Origin of the sequence: Cryobacterium sp. TMT2-10 (assembly GCF_004403075.1) — a bacterium.
GTDB lineage: Bacteria > Actinomycetota > Actinomycetes > Actinomycetales > Microbacteriaceae > Cryobacterium > Cryobacterium shii.
Window position 1 is genome coordinate 22,917 of the sequence record NZ_SOGW01000080.1, and the last position, 17,232, is coordinate 40,148.

Annotated in this window: 19 protein-coding genes; 11 read left to right on the plus strand and 8 right to left on the minus strand. The window is 68.4% G+C overall.

Annotated features, from left to right (window positions below; translation table 11 throughout):
- Positions 1–26: 26 nt before the first annotated feature.
- The 3 genes from fbaA (at position 27) to E3T37_RS09275 (ending at position 2,192) form a co-directional block, all read left to right on the plus strand.
- The gene (gene fbaA / locus E3T37_RS09265) at positions 27–1,052 is read left to right on the plus strand and encodes a class II fructose-bisphosphate aldolase (protein WP_134366503.1); all 1,026 of its coding nucleotides are present in this window, start codon (positions 27–29) and stop codon (positions 1,050–1,052) included.
- A 12-nt stretch (positions 1,053–1,064) separates the two neighbouring features.
- Positions 1,065–1,634, plus strand: coding sequence for a DUF6264 family protein (locus E3T37_RS17395; protein ID WP_241994557.1), 570 nt, complete (start codon positions 1,065–1,067; stop codon positions 1,632–1,634).
- A gap of 129 nt (positions 1,635–1,763) precedes the next feature.
- A complete protein-coding gene (locus E3T37_RS09275; protein WP_134366505.1) occupies positions 1,764–2,192 on the plus strand; it encodes a VOC family protein in 429 nt (142 codons plus the stop codon).
- Positions 2,193–2,210: 18 nt separating this feature from the next.
- On the opposite strand, the gene E3T37_RS09280 is transcribed toward E3T37_RS09275, so the two are convergent.
- The gene (locus tag E3T37_RS09280) at positions 2,211–3,251 is read right to left on the minus strand and encodes a 4-hydroxy-3-methylbut-2-enyl diphosphate reductase (protein ID WP_134366532.1); all 1,041 of its coding nucleotides are present in this window, start codon (positions 3,249–3,251) and stop codon (positions 2,211–2,213) included.
- A gap of 90 nt (positions 3,252–3,341) precedes the next feature.
- On the opposite strand from E3T37_RS09280, the gene xseA reads away from it, so the two are divergent.
- From xseA to E3T37_RS09305, 5 genes are all read left to right on the plus strand, one after another.
- Positions 3,342–4,574 carry an exodeoxyribonuclease VII large subunit gene (gene xseA / locus E3T37_RS09285; protein WP_134366506.1) on the plus strand — a complete coding sequence of 411 codons (1,233 nt, stop codon included), beginning with the start codon at positions 3,342–3,344 and terminating at the stop codon, positions 4,572–4,574.
- 1 nt (position 4,575) lies between these two features.
- A complete protein-coding gene (locus tag E3T37_RS09290; protein WP_198416031.1) occupies positions 4,576–4,818 on the plus strand; it encodes an exodeoxyribonuclease VII small subunit in 243 nt (80 codons plus the stop codon).
- Complete coding sequence (locus E3T37_RS09295) at positions 4,815–5,474, plus strand: DUF4245 domain-containing protein (RefSeq protein ID WP_166789230.1); 660 nt, start codon at positions 4,815–4,817, stop codon at positions 5,472–5,474. The genes E3T37_RS09290 and E3T37_RS09295 overlap by 4 nt, the downstream gene beginning before the upstream one ends.
- Positions 5,471–6,112, plus strand: a complete 642-nt coding sequence (locus tag E3T37_RS09300; protein ID WP_134366509.1) for a carbonic anhydrase — start codon at positions 5,471–5,473, stop codon at positions 6,110–6,112. Before E3T37_RS09295 ends, E3T37_RS09300 begins: the two co-directional genes overlap by 4 nt.
- Positions 6,113–6,225: 113 nt before the next feature.
- Positions 6,226–7,638: a class II fumarate hydratase gene (locus tag E3T37_RS09305; RefSeq protein ID WP_370292388.1), complete on the plus strand. Its 1,413-nt coding sequence runs from the start codon at positions 6,226–6,228 to the stop codon at positions 7,636–7,638.
- A 128-nt stretch (positions 7,639–7,766) separates the two neighbouring features.
- Here the strand turns inward: E3T37_RS09305 and E3T37_RS09310 are convergent, their stop codons facing one another.
- From E3T37_RS09310 to E3T37_RS09320, 3 genes are all read right to left on the minus strand, one after another.
- Positions 7,767–9,119, minus strand: a complete 1,353-nt coding sequence (locus E3T37_RS09310) for a PhoH family protein (protein ID WP_241975908.1) — start codon at positions 9,117–9,119, stop codon at positions 7,767–7,769.
- Positions 9,120–9,334: 215 nt separating this feature from the next.
- On the minus strand, positions 9,335–10,456 hold the full coding sequence (locus E3T37_RS09315) for an aminotransferase class V-fold PLP-dependent enzyme (RefSeq protein ID WP_134366511.1): 1,122 nt from the start codon (positions 10,454–10,456) through the stop codon (positions 9,335–9,337).
- Positions 10,457–10,464: 8 nt separating this feature from the next.
- Positions 10,465–11,250 carry an isoprenyl transferase gene (locus E3T37_RS09320; protein WP_134366512.1) on the minus strand — a complete coding sequence of 262 codons (786 nt, stop codon included), beginning with the start codon at positions 11,248–11,250 and terminating at the stop codon, positions 10,465–10,467.
- Between the two features lie 70 nt (positions 11,251–11,320).
- Between E3T37_RS09320 and E3T37_RS09325 the strand changes: the two genes are divergently transcribed.
- Positions 11,321–12,022, plus strand: a complete 702-nt coding sequence (locus E3T37_RS09325) for a hemolysin III family protein (RefSeq protein ID WP_134366513.1) — start codon at positions 11,321–11,323, stop codon at positions 12,020–12,022.
- 24 nt (positions 12,023–12,046) lie between these two features.
- On the opposite strand, the gene E3T37_RS09330 is transcribed toward E3T37_RS09325, so the two are convergent.
- Positions 12,047–12,319 (minus strand): hypothetical protein, encoded by a 273-nt coding sequence (locus E3T37_RS09330; protein WP_241975907.1) that lies wholly within the window; start codon positions 12,317–12,319, stop codon positions 12,047–12,049.
- Positions 12,316–13,179 (minus strand): mycothiol conjugate amidase Mca, encoded by an 864-nt coding sequence (mca, locus tag E3T37_RS09335; protein WP_174235669.1) that lies wholly within the window; start codon positions 13,177–13,179, stop codon positions 12,316–12,318. Before mca ends, E3T37_RS09330 begins: the two co-directional genes overlap by 4 nt.
- Positions 13,180–13,249: 70 nt before the next feature.
- Between mca and E3T37_RS09340 the strand changes: the two genes are divergently transcribed.
- Together E3T37_RS09340 and greA are read left to right on the plus strand one after the other, a co-directional pair.
- A complete protein-coding gene (locus E3T37_RS09340) occupies positions 13,250–13,651 on the plus strand; it encodes a DUF4307 domain-containing protein (protein ID WP_134366514.1) in 402 nt (133 codons plus the stop codon).
- A gap of 167 nt (positions 13,652–13,818) precedes the next feature.
- Positions 13,819–14,310, plus strand: a complete 492-nt coding sequence (greA, locus tag E3T37_RS09345; RefSeq protein WP_134366515.1) for a transcription elongation factor GreA — start codon at positions 13,819–13,821, stop codon at positions 14,308–14,310.
- A gap of 328 nt (positions 14,311–14,638) precedes the next feature.
- On the opposite strand, the gene ilvA is transcribed toward greA, so the two are convergent.
- A complete protein-coding gene (ilvA, locus tag E3T37_RS09355) occupies positions 14,639–15,874 on the minus strand; it encodes a threonine ammonia-lyase (RefSeq protein WP_134366516.1) in 1,236 nt (411 codons plus the stop codon).
- Positions 15,867–17,171, minus strand: coding sequence for an AI-2E family transporter (locus E3T37_RS09360; RefSeq protein WP_241975906.1), 1,305 nt, complete (start codon positions 17,169–17,171; stop codon positions 15,867–15,869). Before E3T37_RS09360 ends, ilvA begins: the two co-directional genes overlap by 8 nt.
- Positions 17,172–17,232: the final 61 nt, after the last annotated feature.

Genomic DNA, 17,232 nt, shown 5'->3' on the forward strand with positions numbered 1-17,232 from the left:
AACGGTTCAACCGAGGAGACTCAACAATGCCCATCGCTTCCCCAGACCAGTACGCCGAGATGCTCAGCAAGGCCAAGACGAAGGGGTTCGCTTACCCGGCGTTCAACGTTTCGTCCTCGCAAAGCATTAATGCTGTCCTTCAGGGCCTGACCGAATCCGGCTCAGACGGCATTATCCAGGTCACCACCGGTGGCGCAGATTATTTCGCCGGCCACACGGTCAAGAACCGCGCATCCGGTGCGCTCGCCATGGCTCACTTCGTGCAGTCCGTCGCCGACAATTATCCCGTCACCGTCGCCCTGCACACCGACCACTGCCCCAAGGGCGCCCTTGAAGACTTCGTGCTGCCGCTCATCAGCGCCTCCGAAGAAGAGGTCAAGGCCGGCCGCAACCCGATCTTCCAGTCGCACATGTGGGACGGTTCCGCCATCGCTCTCCCCGAGAACCTGGAAATCGCCAAGGACATCCTCAAGCGCACCCAGGCGATCAACGCGATCCTCGAGGTCGAGATCGGCGCCGTCGGCGGCGAAGAGGATGGCGTCGAAGGCGACATCAACGAGAACCTGTACACGACCCTCGATGACGCACTCGCCATGATCGACGCCCTCGGCATGGGCGAGAACGGCCGCTACATGGCCGCGCTCACCTTCGGCAACGTGCACGGCGTCTACAAGCCCGGCAATGTCAAGCTGCGCCCGGAGCTGCTTAAGGAGATCCAGGACGGCATCGCCGCCAAGCTCGGCACCGGCCCGAAGCCGCTCGACCTCGTCTTCCACGGCGGCTCGGGCTCAACCGACGCCGAGATCGCCGAGGCCGTCGCCAACGGCGTCGTGAAGATGAACATCGACACCGACACACAGTACGCGTTCACGCGCGCGGTTGCCGGCTACATGCTCAAGAACTACGACGCCGTGCTCAAGGTTGACGGCGAAGTCGGCAACAAGAAGGTCTACGACCCCCGCGCCTGGGGCAAAGTTGCCGAGACGGCCATGGCCGCCCGCGTGTCCGAAGCCACCCGCCAGCTCGGTTCCGCCGGCCAGTCGAACAGCTAGCACCGAATGACGATGGCCGAGAATCCCCTGTCGACTCCTTCGGGAACCCCTCCGGAGGATTCCCGGCCACGTCCCCGGTACGGCGAGCTTGCGCCCGAAGGCTGGAGTTGGACTCCCGCCCCGGATGAGCGCACGCTCCCCGCACCGGCAGTCGCACCGGCTGCCACCCCGGCTGCCGGCCCGGGTTCCCCGGAAAAACCCGCCGGGCCCTTCCGCGGCGGCAAGACGCCGGCCTGGGACCGCCCCGTGACCCTGAGCCTGCTCGTCTTCGGGCTCCTGGCGACGATCTTCTTCATCGGTGCCCTGAGCGGGCTCCCCGACGCGTTCAAGATCCTCTACGAGCAGCGAGACCTGGGCACATACACACCGGACGACGCCATCCCGGGCCTGATCGTGGCCGGGAGCATCGCCGAAGCCCTGATCTGGCTCGCCACCGCCGTCGGCTCGATCCTGATGACGGTGCGCGGCAAGCGGGCCTTCTACCTGCCCCTGATCGGCGGGGTCGTGTCCTTCACCGTGCTCATCGTCATCGTGAGCGTGGCTCTGACCACCGACCCGACCCTGCTCAACCTGAAGCCGTAACGCTCAGCCGCTGAGCGGTTCGGCCGCCCAGACGTTCAGCCGCACGAATCGTGTGCATGACACGGTCACCGTGGATGTGACGGTCGACGCCTCCTTGCGCGCACCGGCCACCGTTCCTAGCCTGAACGCATGAACGATGAGACCGTACCGATACCGCCCGTCCTCCAACTGCGCCTGGTCGTCGAGGCGGCAGACTACGACGCCGCCGTGCGCTTCTACCGTGACGCTCTCGGCCTCACCGAGGCGGAGTCCTTCGAGGACGAGAGCGGGGCCCGCGGCATGGTCCTCGACGCCGGCCGGGCGACCCCGGAGCTGCACAATCCAGCCCAGCGGCGGATGGTCGACGATCTCGAGACCGACGGCAACCCGAGCGGGCACATCCGTGTGGCCTTCGAGGTCTCCGACGCGGCCGGCAAGACCCGGCAGCTCACGGATGCCGGCGCCGCGTTGATCGCCTCGCCGCGGGTCACCCCGTGGCAGTCACTCAACTCTCGCCTGCAGGGGCCGGCCGACCTGACCGTGACCCTCTTTCAGGAGCTGGAGTTCCAGACCGGCTGAGGGGCCCCGTCAGGCTGCCTATTCGGGCCGGCTGACCCGCCCGCCGAGCGCGCGCGCATCCGCGTTGCCGGCCAGGTCCTTGCGGAGTTCCTTGGGCAGGGAGAACAGGAGGTCCTCCTCGGCCGTCTTGACCTCCTCGACGTCGCCGTAGCCGGCTTCGGCGAGGTCGGCGAGCACCTCGTGCACGAGCTCGTCCGGAACGGATGCCCCGCTCGTCACCCCGACGGTGACGACGCCGTCGAGCCACTCCTGCTTGATCTCGCTGGCGTAGTCGATCCGGTAGGCGGCCTGGGCGCCGTACTCGAGCGCCACCTCCACCAGACGCACCGAGTTGGACGAGTTCGCGGAACCGACGACGATGACGAGGTCGGAGTCGCGGGCTACCTTCTTGATCGCTACCTGGCGGTTCTGGGTGGCGTAGCAGATGTCGTCGCTGGGCGGGTCCTGCAGATTAGGGAACCGGGCGCGCAGGCGTCGAACGGTCTCCATGGTCTCGTCCACGCTCAGGGTGGTCTGGGACAGCCAGACGACCCTGTCCGGGTCGCGCACCTCGATGGTGTCGGCCTCGTCGGGGCTGCCCACGAGCGTGGTGTGCTCCGGCGCCTCGCCGGCGGTGCCCTCGACCTCTTCGTGGCCTGCATGGCCGATCAGGAGGATCTGGAAGTCGTCGCGGGCGAACCGCACGGCCTCGCGGTGCACCTTGGTGACCAGCGGGCAGGTGGCGTCGATGGCGAGGAGTCCACGGTCGGCCGCGGCGTTCACCACGGCCGGCGAGACGCCGTGGGCGCTGAAAACGATATGGGAGCCGGCGGGCACCTCGTCGACTTCCTCGACGAAGATGGCGCCCTTCTTCTCCAGCTCGGAGACCACGTGCACGTTGTGCACGATCTGCTTGCGCACGTAGACCGGGGCCCCGTACAGCTCGAGCGCCTTCTCGACGGCGATCACGGCACGGTCCACGCCGGCGCAGTAACCGCGGGGGGCGGCCAGCAGCACCCGCTTGTGTCCGTGCACCGGGGTATCGTTGAGCCTGTTGCGTGCCCGGGGAATCCGGGGCATGCCGAGGCCGATCACAGGCGAATCCGTACTGATAGTCACGCCATCCAGTCTATGGGTGCCCGACTGCACAGTCCGTGGGAGGAACGATTGATGACGGATGCACCGCCCACCCTGGAGACCCCGTGGCCGGTCGCGCTGCTGGCCAACAAGATCCGCGGCTACATCGACCGGCTCGGCACCGCCTGGGTGGAGGGCGAGATCGTCCAGTGGGGCGCCAGCGGCGGCAACGTCTACGGCAAGCTGAAAGACCTCACCGAGGACGCCACGGTCAGCTTCACGGTCTGGTCGTCGGTGCGCGCGAAGCTCACCAGCGACTTCAAGCAGGGCGACCGTGTCATCGCCCTCGTCAAACCCAACTTCTGGGTCAAGGGCGGCACCCTCACCATGCAGGTGTTCGAGATGCGCCATGTGGGCCTGGGCGACATGCTGGAGCGGCTCGAGCGGTTGCGCAAACAGCTGGCCGGCGAGGGGCTCTTCGACGCCGCCCGCAAGAAGCCGCTGCCCTTCCTCCCCCATTGCATCGGGCTGGTCACCGGCAAAGACTCCGACGCGGAGAAAGACGTCATCCGCAACGCCCAGCTGCGCTGGCCGGCCGTCAGCTTCCACCTCGCCTACGCGGCCGTGCAGGGCGACCGCATGGTCGCCGAAGTGACAGCGGCCATCCAGAGGCTCGACGCCGACCCGGAGGTCGACGTGATCATCGTCGCCCGCGGCGGCGGCGACTTCCAGAACCTGCTCGGCTTCAGCGACGAGAGACTGGTTCGCGCGGCGGCCGCCTGCGTCACCCCACTGGTCAGCGCGATCGGGCACGAGGCCGACCGGCCGCTGCTGGACGAGGTGGCCGACCTGCGTGCCTCGACGCCCACGGATGCCGCCAAGCGCGTGGTTCCCGACGTGTCCGACGAACTGAACCGGGTACAGCAGGCCCGTGCCCGCCTCAGCAACCGGCTCACCGGCATCCTCGCTCATGAGGTCGACCGGATCGGGCAGCTCCGGTCCCGCCCCGTACTCAGCACCCCCGAGTGGCTGATCGATTCCCGCTCGGAGGACCTCACCCGTTTCGTCGCGCGCGGCACCGAGCTGGTCGGCCGGGCGGTCGAGCGCGCAGGCACCACGGTGCTCGAGCTGCGATCCCGGCTGCGCGCCCTCTCGCCCCAGGGCACCCTTGACCGCGGGTATGCCATCGTGCAGCTGGCGGACGGGCGGATCGTGCGCGCACCCGGCCAGGCGCCCGCCGGCACCGCGCTCCTGATCACCCTCGCCGAGGGGAACCTGCCCGCCACCGCGGGCGCCGCCCCGTCCGCCCCTCTCCCCTCGACTTAGAATGGAAGCCATGACCCCGGCAGCAGATGACATCACAGCCCTGAGTTACGAACAGGCCAGGGACGAACTCGTGCGCGTGGTGAACGCCCTCGAGCAGGGTTCATCGACGCTCGAAGAATCCCTCGCGCTCTGGGAGCGCGGCGAGGCCCTCGCCCGTCGCTGCGAGGAATGGCTGATCGGCGCGAAGGCCAGGCTGGACGCCGCCCGGGCCGGCCAGGCCCCGTCCGCCGCGACCGCCGGATGAGCGCCGCCAGGCGCGCTCCCCGCGTCGTCGCTGAACTCGGACGCCCCGAGACGCCGGAAGAGACGAAGAGCAGGCTGGCCGAGAATTCGCGCAAGTACCGGTCTCACAAGACCGTGAACAACCTGGTGCTGTCGCTGCTGGCCACACTCGGCACGGTGCTCGTGCTCGTGCTGCTGGTTCCGCGCAGCGAGGCTCCGATCGACCGCCCCGTCGACTTCGCCACGGTCGCCGCCCAGGCTCAGACCGGGCTCGACCAGACCCTGATCGTGCCGAAACTGCCCACCGGCTGGAAGGCGAATGCGGCCCAGTGGCGCCTCGGCGGCACCGACAGGATCCCGTCCTGGTACATCGGCCTGCTCACCCCGGGCAAGGAGTTCATCGGCCTCACCCAGGGCCTCGACGCGAACCCGAGCTGGCTCGCCGAGAAGCTGGACAACGCGCCGGTCGTCGACACCGTCACCATCAACGGGGTCACCTGGGACGTCTACCGCAACACCGCGCCGCAGCAGGATCACGGCAACTTCGATTCCGCCCTCGTGACCACCACCGCGGGCAGCACCTACGTTCTGGTCGGCACGGCCGGCGAAGACGAATTCGCGGCCCTCGCCGAGGTACTCGCCGCGCAGATCAGCACCAACACCGGAGGAACACAATGACCGGCAAATCCACTCCGGCCGAGGTCTGGAGCGACCTGCAGCGGGGCAACGACCGCTTTGTGGGGGGCGAGCCGCGGCATCCGCGCCAGGACGTCGACCGCCGTGCCGAACTCGCCTTCGTGCAGACCCCCGATGCGGCCCTGTTCGGGTGCAGCGACTCGAGACTGGCCGCCGAGATCATCTTCGACAAGGGTCTGGGCGACCTGTTCGTCGTGCGGAACGCCGGCCAGGTCATCTCCGACTCCGTGCTCGGCTCGCTCGAATACGCCGTCGCCGTGCTGGAGGTGCCGCTGATCCTCGTGCTCGGACACGACGGCTGCGGCGCCGTGCGGGCCGCGATCGATTCGCAGTCCGCCGACGCGGTCGCCCTGCCCGTGCACATCACGAAGATCATCGAGAAGATCGTGCCCGCCGTGCGCCGCGTCAGCGGGGCGACGGATGCGACGCCGATCGACCCGGATCACGTCGACGCCCTCGCGGTGGGTCGCGAGCACCTGCGCGACACCGTTGCCGAACTGCTGGAGCGCTCGGAGGTGATCAGCGCCGCCGTCGCAGAAGGTACATTGGCTATCGTCGGGGCTAATTACCGGCTGCTCGAAGGCCGTGCCGTGCCCGACATCGTCGTCGGCGTGGTCTAGGTCGACGTGTCCAGCCGCGCTCCGGCGCGCATTGTGGCGTTCCGCCGGCCTGCCGGCGTCGCTCACGTTTTACGAACTGCAGTTTCCCCAACCGAAAGGTAATACACACCGTGGTGGACAAGACCGTTGAAGCCGACTACCGGATCGAACACGACACGATGGGCGCGGTCCGGGTTCCGGCCGCCGCCCTCTACGGGGCCCAGACGCAGCGCGCCGTGGAGAATTTCCCGATCTCCGGCTCCGTGCTGGAGTCGGCCCAGATCGGCGCGCTGGCCCGGATCAAGAAGTCCGCCGCCCTGGCCAACGCGCAGCTCGGCGTGCTCGACGGCGACATCGCCAACGCGATCGCCGCGGCGGCCGACGAGGTCATCACCGGCCGCTACGACTCCGAATTCCCGATCGACGTCTACCAGACCGGCAGCGGCACCTCCTCGAACATGAACATGAACGAGGTCCTCGCGACCCTCGCGACCCGGAGCCTCGGCCGCCCGGTGCACCCGAACGACCACGTGAACGCGTCCCAGTCCTCGAACGACGTCTTCCCGACATCCGTGCACCTGGCGGTCACTAGCGCGCTCATCGACGAGCTGATTCCCGCCCTCGACCACCTGGCCGTGTCACTCGAGGCCAAGGCCGAGCTGTGGGTCGGCGCCGTTAAGGCCGGCCGCACCCACCTGATGGACGCCACCCCGGTCACCCTCGGCCAGGAGTTCGGCGGCTACGCGCGCCAGATGCGCCTCGGCATCGAGCGCGTGCGCTCCGCCCTCCCCCGCGTCGCGGAGGTCCCCCTCGGCGGCACCGCCGTCGGCACCGGCATCAACACGCCGGCCGGGTTCCCGCAGCTCGTGATCGAGCTTCTGGTCGAGGAGACGGAGCTGCCGGTCACGGAAGCACGCGACCACTTCGAGGCGCAGGCCAACCGTGACGGCCTCGTCGACGCATCCGGCGCCCTGCGCACCATCGCGGTCAGCCTGACCAAGATCTGCAACGACCTGCGCTGGATGGGCTCGGGCCCAAACACCGGCTTCGCCGAGTTGAACATCCCCGACCTGCAGCCCGGTTCCTCGATCATGCCCGGCAAGGTCAACCCGGTCATCCCCGAGGCCGTGCTGATGGTCTGCTCGCGGGTCATCGGCAACGACGCCACCATCGCCTGGTCCGGCGCGTCCGGGTCGTTCGAGCTGAACGTCGCCATCCCGGTGATGGGCACCGCACTGCTCGAGTCGATCCGGCTGCTCTCGAACGCGACCCGCGCGCTGGCGGACAAGACCGTCGACGGCCTGACCGCGAACGTGGAGCGCGCCCGCGCGCTGGCCGAGTCGTCCCCCGCGATCGTCACCCCACTGAACCGGGTGATCGGCTACGAGGCCGCCGCCAAGGTCGCCAAGCACGCCGTGGCCGAGGGGCTGACCGTGCGCGAGTCCGTGATCGCCCTCGGTTTCGTCGAGCGCGGCGAGGTCACCCTCGAGCAGCTCGACACGGCGCTCGACGTGCTCAGCATGACCCGTCCGCCCCAGGCCCGGTAGCCCGCCCCGAGCGCCCGGCACCTCCGCCGCTCGCGCAGTCACCAATTCGACGGAGATTTTGCTCCCAGAAGTCTGTTTTCGGTCCGAAAACGGGTTTTGGGGCAAAATCTCCGTCGAATTCGTTGGGGCTAGGCGATCTCGTTGCCCTCGAGCATCTCGGTGACCAGGGCCGCGATCGCGCTCCGCTCGGAGCGGGTCAGGGTCATGTGGGCGAAGAGCGGATGCCCCTTGAGCGTCTCGATCACGGAAGCCACCCCGTCGAACCGGCCGACCCGCAGGTTGTCCCGCTGCGCCACGTCATGGGTCAGCACCACCCGGGAGTTCGTGCCGATCCGGCTCAGCACGGTCAGCAGCACATTGCGTTCGAGGGACTGCGCCTCGTCGACGATGACGAAGGCGTCGTGCAGCGACCGGCCACGGATGTGGGTGAGCGGCAACACCTCGAGGATGCCACGGTCGATGACCTCCTCCAGCACGTTCTCCGAGACGATCGCCCCGAGCGTGTCGAAGACCGCCTGCGCCCACGGGCTCATCTTCTCGTTCGCGTCGCCCGGCAGGTAGCCCAGCTCCTGGCCGCCCACCGCGTAGAGGGGGCGGAAGACCATGATCTTGCGGTGCTGCTGGCGCTCCAGCACCGCTTCGAGCCCGGCGCAGAGGGCGAGCGCCGACTTCCCCGTCCCGGCTCGACCTCCCAGCGACAGGATCCCGATCTCCGGGTCGAGGAGCAGATCGATGGCGAGCCGCTGCTCCGCCGACCGGCCCTTGAGCCCGAAGACGTCGCGGTCGCCGCGGACGAGCTTCATCTGGCCGCTGCCGGTGACCCGGCCGAGGGCCGAGCCCCGGTCGGAGTGGATGACGAGCCCGGTGTTGATCGGCATGTCCTGCACGAGGCGGGTGTGCATGACCTCGTTCTCGTAGAGTTCGTTGATCTGGTTGGAGCCGAGCGTGATCTCATCCATCCCGGTCCAGCCCGAGTCCACGGCCAGCTCGTGGCGGTACTCGTCCGCCATCAGGCCGATCGAGGCGGCCTTCACCCGCAGGGGAAGGTCCTTGGAGACCACGGTCACGTTCAGCCCGTCATTGGCGAGGTTCAGGGCCACCGCGAGGATGCGGGAGTCGTTGTCGCCCAGTTGCAGCCCGGAGGGCAGCACCGACATGTTGGAGTGGTTCAGCTCCACCCGGAGGCTGCCGCCCTCACCGACCGGGATCGGGAAGTCGAGCCGTTCGTGCTTGATCCGGAGCTCGTCGAGCAGCCGCAGCGCCTGGCGGGCGAAGTACCCGATCTCCGGGTCGTTGCGCTTGGCCTCGAGTTCCGCGATGACCACCACGGGGAGCACGACGGAGTGCTCGGCGAAACGGAAGATCGCCTTGGGATCCGAGAGCAGAACCGAGGTGTCCAGCACATACGTGCACTGCGCCTGTTCGGCCTCAGCCGAGGCCGCCCGGTTCGAACCCGCATTGTCAACCTGATTAGCGGTCACAATCACTCCCACCCCGCGCCCCCGGGGGCGCAGATTGTGTCGGCGAGAGGCCACAGGGTTATCGAGCCGTACTTATGTGGCCGTCTCGACCAGGCAGTATGCCTGATGAGGATGACGTTAGTGAGCGCGGCCCGGCAAGGGAAGAGCGACACGCCCATTGAGACCGTACGTTAACCCGCCCGCAGTCAGCAGGTCATCCGTCAGCACGTCAGCGGTCAGTAGGTCACCGCGGTGGCATACGAGGTCAGTGCCCCGCGCAGCATATCTACCGTGTCGACGCTCAGGGCCGCGTGGACGCTGAGCCGCACGGTGCCCTGGCGGGCGGTCGCGGTGACCCCGTGGTTGTGCAGGGCGGCGCTGAGCAGGGTGAACTGGCTCGCGGGCGGTTCCAGCACCACGATCCCCGCACGTTCGCGTTCGTCCCGGGAGGACGCCACGGGCACGGCGAATTCGTCGGCGAGGTCGATGAGTGTGGACACGTTCACGGCGACCGCCGCTTCAATCGAACGGATGCCCACCTCCGCCACCTCTTCGAGGGCGGTCGCGAACCGCGCCTGCGCGATCGGGTCGGGGTTGCTGACCCGGAAGGCGTTCGCGCCGCGGCTCGGGGGCAGGATCTCGTCCCACGGCTCGGCCGTGTCGGTGCCGGCGAAACCGGAGAACACCGGGATCAGCCGTTCGATCGCGCGGTCGCTGAGGGCCAGGAACCCGGTGCCCCAGCCGGCCCTGGCCCATTTCTGTCCGCCCGAGGCGACGACATCCGCGACCTCGTACGGGACATCCGTGATTCCGAACCCCTGAATGGCGTCGACGATGAGCAGGCGGTCGCCGATGACCTGACGGATGCCGTCCAGGTCGACGCGGTACCCGGTGCGGGAGTCGACCAGGCAGACCGCCACCGCGGCGGTGGCCGGGGTGAGTTGTTCCCTGATCTCCCCGGGGGTCACCCGGCCGTGCTCGGTCTCCAGCCAGAGCGGGGTCACCACCCGCAGCGCCTCGGCCGCACGCGCGGCGGCGAAGGGGACCGTGGGGAAATCCCCGGGCGAGAGCAGCACTCCCCCGGTCAGGCCGAACATGGCCTGCATGATCCCGGTGGTGGTGTTGGGCTCGGAGACGACCTGGTCGGCGCGGAAGCCGGTGGCCGCGGCGACCGCGGCACGCAACCGTTCATCCTGGGTCCGGAAGTGGTCCAGGCTGCCGTATCGGGCGCGGGAGAGGACATCCGTCTGGCCGAGCGTCTCGCTCACCACGCCGGCGGACAGCGGCCCCACCCTGGCATAGTCCAGGTACCCGGGCTCCTCGAGGAACCCCGCCGTGAACCGTTCGATGGAGCTCATGGGGTCTCCTACCCGCCGAACCGGCGCTGGCGTTTGGCGAAGTCACGCAGGGCACGCAGGAAGTCGACCTGCCGGAGGTCCGGGCCGAGGGCTTCCACGAAGTAGAACTCGCTGTGGGCGCTCTGCCACAGCATGAAGTCGCTGATCCGCTGCTCGCCCGAGGTGCGGATCACCAGGTCGGGGTCGGGCTGGCCGCCCGTGTAGAGGTGCTGGCCGATCAATTCGGGGGTGAGCGTTTCCGCCAGGTTCTCGAGCGACCCGCCGCTCGCGTGGTGGGCGCCCACAATGCTGCGCATGGCGTCGGTGATTTCGGTGCGCCCGCCGTAGCCGACGGCGAGGTTGATGTGCAGGCCCTTCTTGCGTGCCGTCCGCGCCTCCGCGGCGTCCAGGGCCGCGATCAGCGGTTCCGGCAGGCCGGCCTTGGACCCGACCTGCTGCACCCGCCAGTCCCGGTAGCGGGAGAGCTCCTCCGCGAGCTTGGCGATGATCTTCGTCAGCTCGGTGAGCTCCTCGCTCGGCCGGTTGGTGAGGTTGTCGGAGGACAACAGGTAGAGCGTGACCACGGAGATCCCGAGGTCGTCACACCATTTGAGGAACTCGCGCATCTTGGCGGCGCCGGCCCGGTGCCCGTGGGCGGCGGAATCGAAGCCGAGTTGCTTGGCCCACCGACGGTTGCCGTCGATGATCATGGCCACGTGATCGGGCAGCACCTCCGGGGTCAGTCCGCGTCGGAGTCGGCGCTGGTACACCCCGTAGAGGATGCCGCGCGCTATTGGAATGTCCCGCTTCTGCACACATCGACGCTAGCCCACTCGGGGCCGTTGCGTACCGCTCCGGGCATGAAGCCTGCCGTATTCTTGCCTCATGGCCACACCAGATGACATCCCCAACCTGCCGTTTCTCGAGGATGACACCCCTCAGCCGGTGGACGTCAGACCCACCTGGCGCGGCTGGATCCACGCCGGCACGTTCCCGCTGACGATCGTCGCGGGCATCATCCTGCTGCTGGCCGCCGATGGCGCCGCGGCCCGGTGGAGCTCGCTCGTGTTCGTGCTCAGTTCCATGCTGCTGTTCGGCAATTCGGCGCTGTACCACCGGTTCGACTGGCAGCCCCGCACGAAGGTGATCCTGAAGCGGATCGACCACGCCAACATCTTCCTGCTGATCGCGGGCTCCTACACGCCGATCGCGGTGCTGGCGCTGCCGCCGGAGAAGTCCACGCTGCTGCTGTCGCTGGTCTGGGGCGGGGCGATCCTGGGGATCGCCTTCCGGGTGTTCTGGATCCATGCCCCGCGCTGGCTGTACGTTCCGCTGTATCTAGCGCTCGGCTGGGGCGCGCTGATGTTCATCGTGGACTTCTTCCAGGCCAATGCCGCGATGATGACCCTGATCATGATCGGCGGGCTCTGCTATTCCGTGGGCGCCGTGGTCTACGGACTCAAGAAGCCCAACCCGGTCCCGGGCGTGTTCGGGTTCCACGAGATCTTCCACACCCTGACCGTCGTGGCGTTCCTCTGCCATTGGGTGGCCATCCTGATCATCGCCACCCACCCGCTCTACCCCTGAGGGTGCGGACCTGACCCTGCCGGGCTATCCCTGCGGGCGGCCCTGGTCCGGTGAACCGGCCTCGGCCGCGGCATTGGCGGCCATCTCCGCCGCCAGACGTTCCTGGATCTCGGCCCGGTAGGTGTTGCGACGGATGCGGCGGGCCATGTCGATCGCCAGCAGCACCGTGCCGGCAGCGACCACCGCGATCGCCACGAAGCCGGCCGGCCCCGGCGTCACGGTCGTGGGGTCGAACTCGGGCGGCGGCGTCGCGGCGAGCACGAACGAGACCACGGGGCTCAGGAAAACGGCGCTCATGCGTCTTCCCGCACTCCGGCAAAGAGATCGGATTCAGGTATCACGGTGTCCACTTTCGATTCGACGAGCTGGAAGTCCTCGTACGGCCAGGCCTCTCGGATGAGGTCGTTCGGCCAGAAGAAGAAGCTGCTTTTGGGGGAAACCTGGCTGGCGTGGGCGCGGAGCGCCGCGTCCCGCACCTCCAGGAAGTCGCCGACGTTCACATGGGTCGTCGCCAGTTTCGGGTAGTCCTTCATCCAGTCCCGCGCGGCGCCCAGCGGCTCCAGCACGGGCGAGTCGGGTTCCTTGACGCTCAGTTCGAGGAGCATGGCGTCGATCCGCTCGAGGTTGAAGATGCGGTCGAAATAGAGCTTGTCGACCTGCCAGGGCTCACCGGCGTCCGGGTACCGGGCCGGGTCGGCGGCGGCCCGGTAGGCCTCCATCGACACGTCGTGGCAGCGGATGTGGTCCGGATGCGGGTAGCCGCCGTTCTCGTCGTACGTGATCAGTACCTGCGGCTTGAATTCACGGATCAACCGCACGACCGGTTCGGCCGAGATCTCGACCGGGATCGAGGCGAACGAATTCGTCGGCACCGAGCCGTCGTCGTTCATCCCGGAGTCCTCGTAGCCGAGCCACCGGTGCTGCACGCCGAGTGCCCGCTGGGCCTCCTGCATCTCCAGCCGGCGCAGGCCGGCGAGGTCGCGCTCCGCCATCGGGTGCCCGACGAGGGCTTCGTTCAGGATGCTCCCCCGTTCGCCGCCGGTGCAGCTGAGCACCATCACCTCGGCGCCCCGGCTCCGGTAGTAGGCGTAGGTCGCAGCGCCCTTGCTCGACTCGTCGTCGGGATGGGCGTGCACCGCCAAGAGTCGCAGCGTCATGAAACTCCTCAGAAATGCCAGATAACCTTGGTACTAAGACTAATCGTTGATCCGTGAGTGTGGAGTCTGAGTGGCCGTGAGCAACAACCTCGACACGCGCTACGGGCGCGCCGCGAACCGGGGCATCCGGGACCGCCGTGTGCTGTGGACCGTCGCCGGAACCCTCGCTGTCGTCCTCGTCGCTTGGGTGGTCTGGGTGGGGCTCGGCGCGTCCAAACCCCTGATCGAGACCCGGGACATCGGTCACAGCATCGTCGACGAGAACGGCGTCAGCATCACGTTCGAGGCGTCGATCCCGGTCGGCCGGAGCGCCGCCTGCGCCGTGCAGGCCCTGAACGAGAGCTTCACGGTCGTCGGCTGGAAAGTGATCGACGTACCGGCGAGCACCGTCTATTCCCGGTCGTTCACGACGGATGTCCGCACCACCGAGCAGAGCAACACGGGATTGATTTACCGCTGCTGGCTGACCTAGACTGAGGGTTCGCCCTGACGGTCAACGTCGGGGCGTCCGTCATATAATTGCAGTTTGACCTGCACAGTCTGATCCGCGCGGTTTCATCCGCGTTCATCCGCGCAGACGTATCTGCGAATGGCGGGATCATTGCGCGGGCACCACACGAGCACGAGGAGGGGACCACCATGACTACCGAGACCACTGTCACCTGGCTGACGCAGGAGGCCTACGACCGCCTCGCTGCCGAGCTGGAGACCATGAGCACCGTCGGCCGCGTGGAGATCGCGAAGAAGATCGAATCTGCGCGCGAAGAGGGTGACCTCAAGGAGAATTCCGGCTACCACGCCGCCAAGGACGAGCAGGGCAAAATGGAGGCGCGCATCCGCACGCTGGTCCTGCTACTGCGCAACGCCGAGGTCGGCCACGCCCCCGAGAGCAAGGGCGTCGTCGAACCGGGCACGGTCATCACCGCCACGATCGCCGGCGAGGAGAACCGCTTCCTGATCGGCAGCCGCGAGATCGCCGGGGACAGCGACCTCGACGTCTTCAGCGAGCAGAGCCCGCTCGGCGCGGCGATCCTCGGCCTCAAGGTCGGCGCGAAGACGTCGTACATCACCCCGACCGGCAAGGACATCGCCGTCGAGATCTTCCTCGTGGAGACCTGGACCGGCAACTAGCCGAACCGCTCCCCGCACCCGATGGGCCCCGCCGGCAGGCGGGGCCCATCGCTCGTTAACCGTCCGGCCCCGAACCAATTCGACGGAGATACCGCTGTAAAAAAGCGTTTTCAGCCGGTTTGGGGCCGATCCGGGCAAAATCTCCGTCGAATTGGTTCCACGCCGAGACGGGAGGAGTCGAGACGGGAGGAGTCGAGACGGGAGGAGTCGAGACGGGAGGAGTCGAGGCGGGAGGAGTCGAGGCGGGAGGAGTCGAGACGGGAGGAGTCGAGACGGGAGGAGTCGAGACGGGAGGAGTCGAGACGGTGGGAGTGGCCGGGCGGTCCGGCTAGTCGAACTGGGGGTCGTAGCCGGCCGCGCGCAGCACGTCGACGACGAGCTGCCGGTGGTCCGGTCCCCGGGTCTCCACGCTGACGTCCAGCTCGACTTCGCTGATCTGCAGCCCGACCCCGTGGCGGGTGTGCAGCACCTCGATCACGTTGGCGTGCGCCTCGGCGAGCAGCTCGGAGATGCGGGCCAGCTGCCCCGGCCGGTCCGGCAGCATGATGCGCAGGGTCAGATAGCGCCCGGATGCCGACAGGCCGTGACTGATCACGCGCTGCATCAGCAGCGGGTCGATGTTGCCCCCGCTGAGGATCGCGACCGTGGGGCCCGACGCGGTGACCTTGCCGGCCAGGATGGCCGCGACCGCCACCGCGCCGGCCGGTTCGACCACGAGCTTCGCCCGCTCGAGCAGCACCAGGAGCGCCCGGGCGATGTCGTCCTCGCTGACGGTGACGATCTCGTCCACGGTGTCGCGCACGATCTCGAAATTGAGCAGGCCCGGCTTGGCCACGGCGATGCCGTCGGCGATGGTCGGCGTGATGGTGATCTCCAGGGCCCGGCCGGCCTCGAGGGAGGGCGGGTAGGCCGCCGCGTTCTCGGCCTGCACCCCGATCACCCGGATCCGGCGGCCGTCCCGGAGCGCGCGCTGCTTGAGCGCGCTGGCCACGCCGGAGATGAGACCGCCGCCGCCGATGGGGACGATCACGGTCTCGAGGTCGGGAACCTGATCGAGGATTTCCAGGCCCAGCGTGCCCTGGCCGGTGACGACATCCGGGTGGTCGAACGGCGGGATCAGGATCGCGCCGGTCTCCTCGGCGTAGGTGGCCGCGGCGAGGAGCGGCTCGGCCACCGTGTTGCCGCGCAGGATGACGTGCGCGCCGTAGTCGCGGGTCGCCTGCAGCTTGGGCAGCGCCACGCCCACGGGCATGAAGATGGTGGCCTTGATGCCCAGCTCCCGGGCCGCGAAGGCGACGCCCTGAGCGTGGTTGCCGGCCGACGCCGCCACCACGCCGCGCTGCTTCTCCTCGTCGGTCAGCTTCGAGAGGCGGTTGTAGGCGCCGCGGATCTTGTAGGAGCCGGTGCGCTGCAGGTTCTCGCATTTGAGCAGGACCGGTGCGCCCAGGACCTCGGACAGGTAGCGGGAGGTTTCCATCGGGGTCACGGCGGTGACCCGGGCGACGACGGCACGGGCGGACTCGAAGTCGGCCAAGGTCGGTCCGACGAGGGAGGCGTTAGTCATGGGTGGCACTTTTCTCGATGCGGTAGCCGGTTCGGCGGAATCCGGGGCGTTGCGGAACGGTCTGCCAGAGCGGGGAACGGGCGACGGGGACCGTCGTGGGCGGTACGTCCCGCCAGACTCCGCTGTTGATGTAGGTGATCATGACGTTGAGCACGGCCGCGACCGGCACTGCGAAGAGCGCCCCGGCGATGCCGGCGAGCAGTGATCCCGCGGCGACCGCGAGCACGACGCCGAGCGGATGCACCTTGACCGCGGTTCCCATGATTAGCGGCTGCAGGACATGCCCCTCGACCTGCTGCACCAACAGCACCACCCCGAGCATCAGCAGGGCCACCACCCAGCCGTTGAAGATCAGGGCGATGACGACCGCCACGGCTCCGGCGGCGACGGCTCCGATGATGGGGATGAAGGAGCCGAGGAAGACCAGCACGCCGATCGGGATGGCCAGGGGCACGCCGAGCAGCGCCGCCCCGACGCCGATGCCGACCGCGTCGATGGAGGCCACCAGGATCTGCACCTTCGCGAAGTTGCCCAGGGCCGCCCAACCGACCGTTCCCGCGCCGTCCACGGCCGCCCGGGCCCGCTGCGGGAAGATGCGCACGACCCAGGCCCAGATCCCCCTGCCGTCGATCAAGATGAACAGGAGGCTGAACAGGGCCAGCAGCAGCCCGGTCAGGAGATGCCCCAGCGAGGATCCCACGGTCAGGGCCCCGCTCACGAAGACCTGGCTGTCAGCCTGGACGGCCTTCCACACCTGCTGCAGGAACGCGTTCAGCTCGGGTTCGGTCAGCTGCAACGGGGAGGCCAGGAGCACGGCCTTCAGGCTCTGGTAGGAGGCGGCGACCCGGTCGTTCAGGCCGACCGTGCCGACGGCGATCTGGGTCACAGCCAGCGTGATCAGCCCGGCGACGACCGCGAGGGTGCCGAGAAGGGCCGCCGCGACGGCCAGGCCCCTGGGCCACCGATGACGCACCAGGAAGCCGACGAGGGGCACGAGGAGCGCGGATACCAGCACGGCCACGAGCACCGGGATGACGATCAGCCGCAGCTGGATGACGATGAAGATGAACACCGCGATCGCGGCGGTGAGCGCGAGCAGGCGCCACGACCAGGCGGCGGCCAGACGCAGACCGGGCGGAAGGTTCTCGTCGACGCCGTTCGGGACCGTGCCGTTCGGGACCGTGCCGTTGGGGGCCTCGGCGGTCGGGACCTGGGTCCGGATCGAAGCCGGCACCCGGCGGCGTCCCCGCGCACCGAACAACCTGCCACGGGCCGGGTTTGTCTCGGATTCAGTCACGGCATCATTCTAGGCAGTCACACGTGCCGGGTCAGGCATGTTCCGCCGTTTCCGGGCCGGG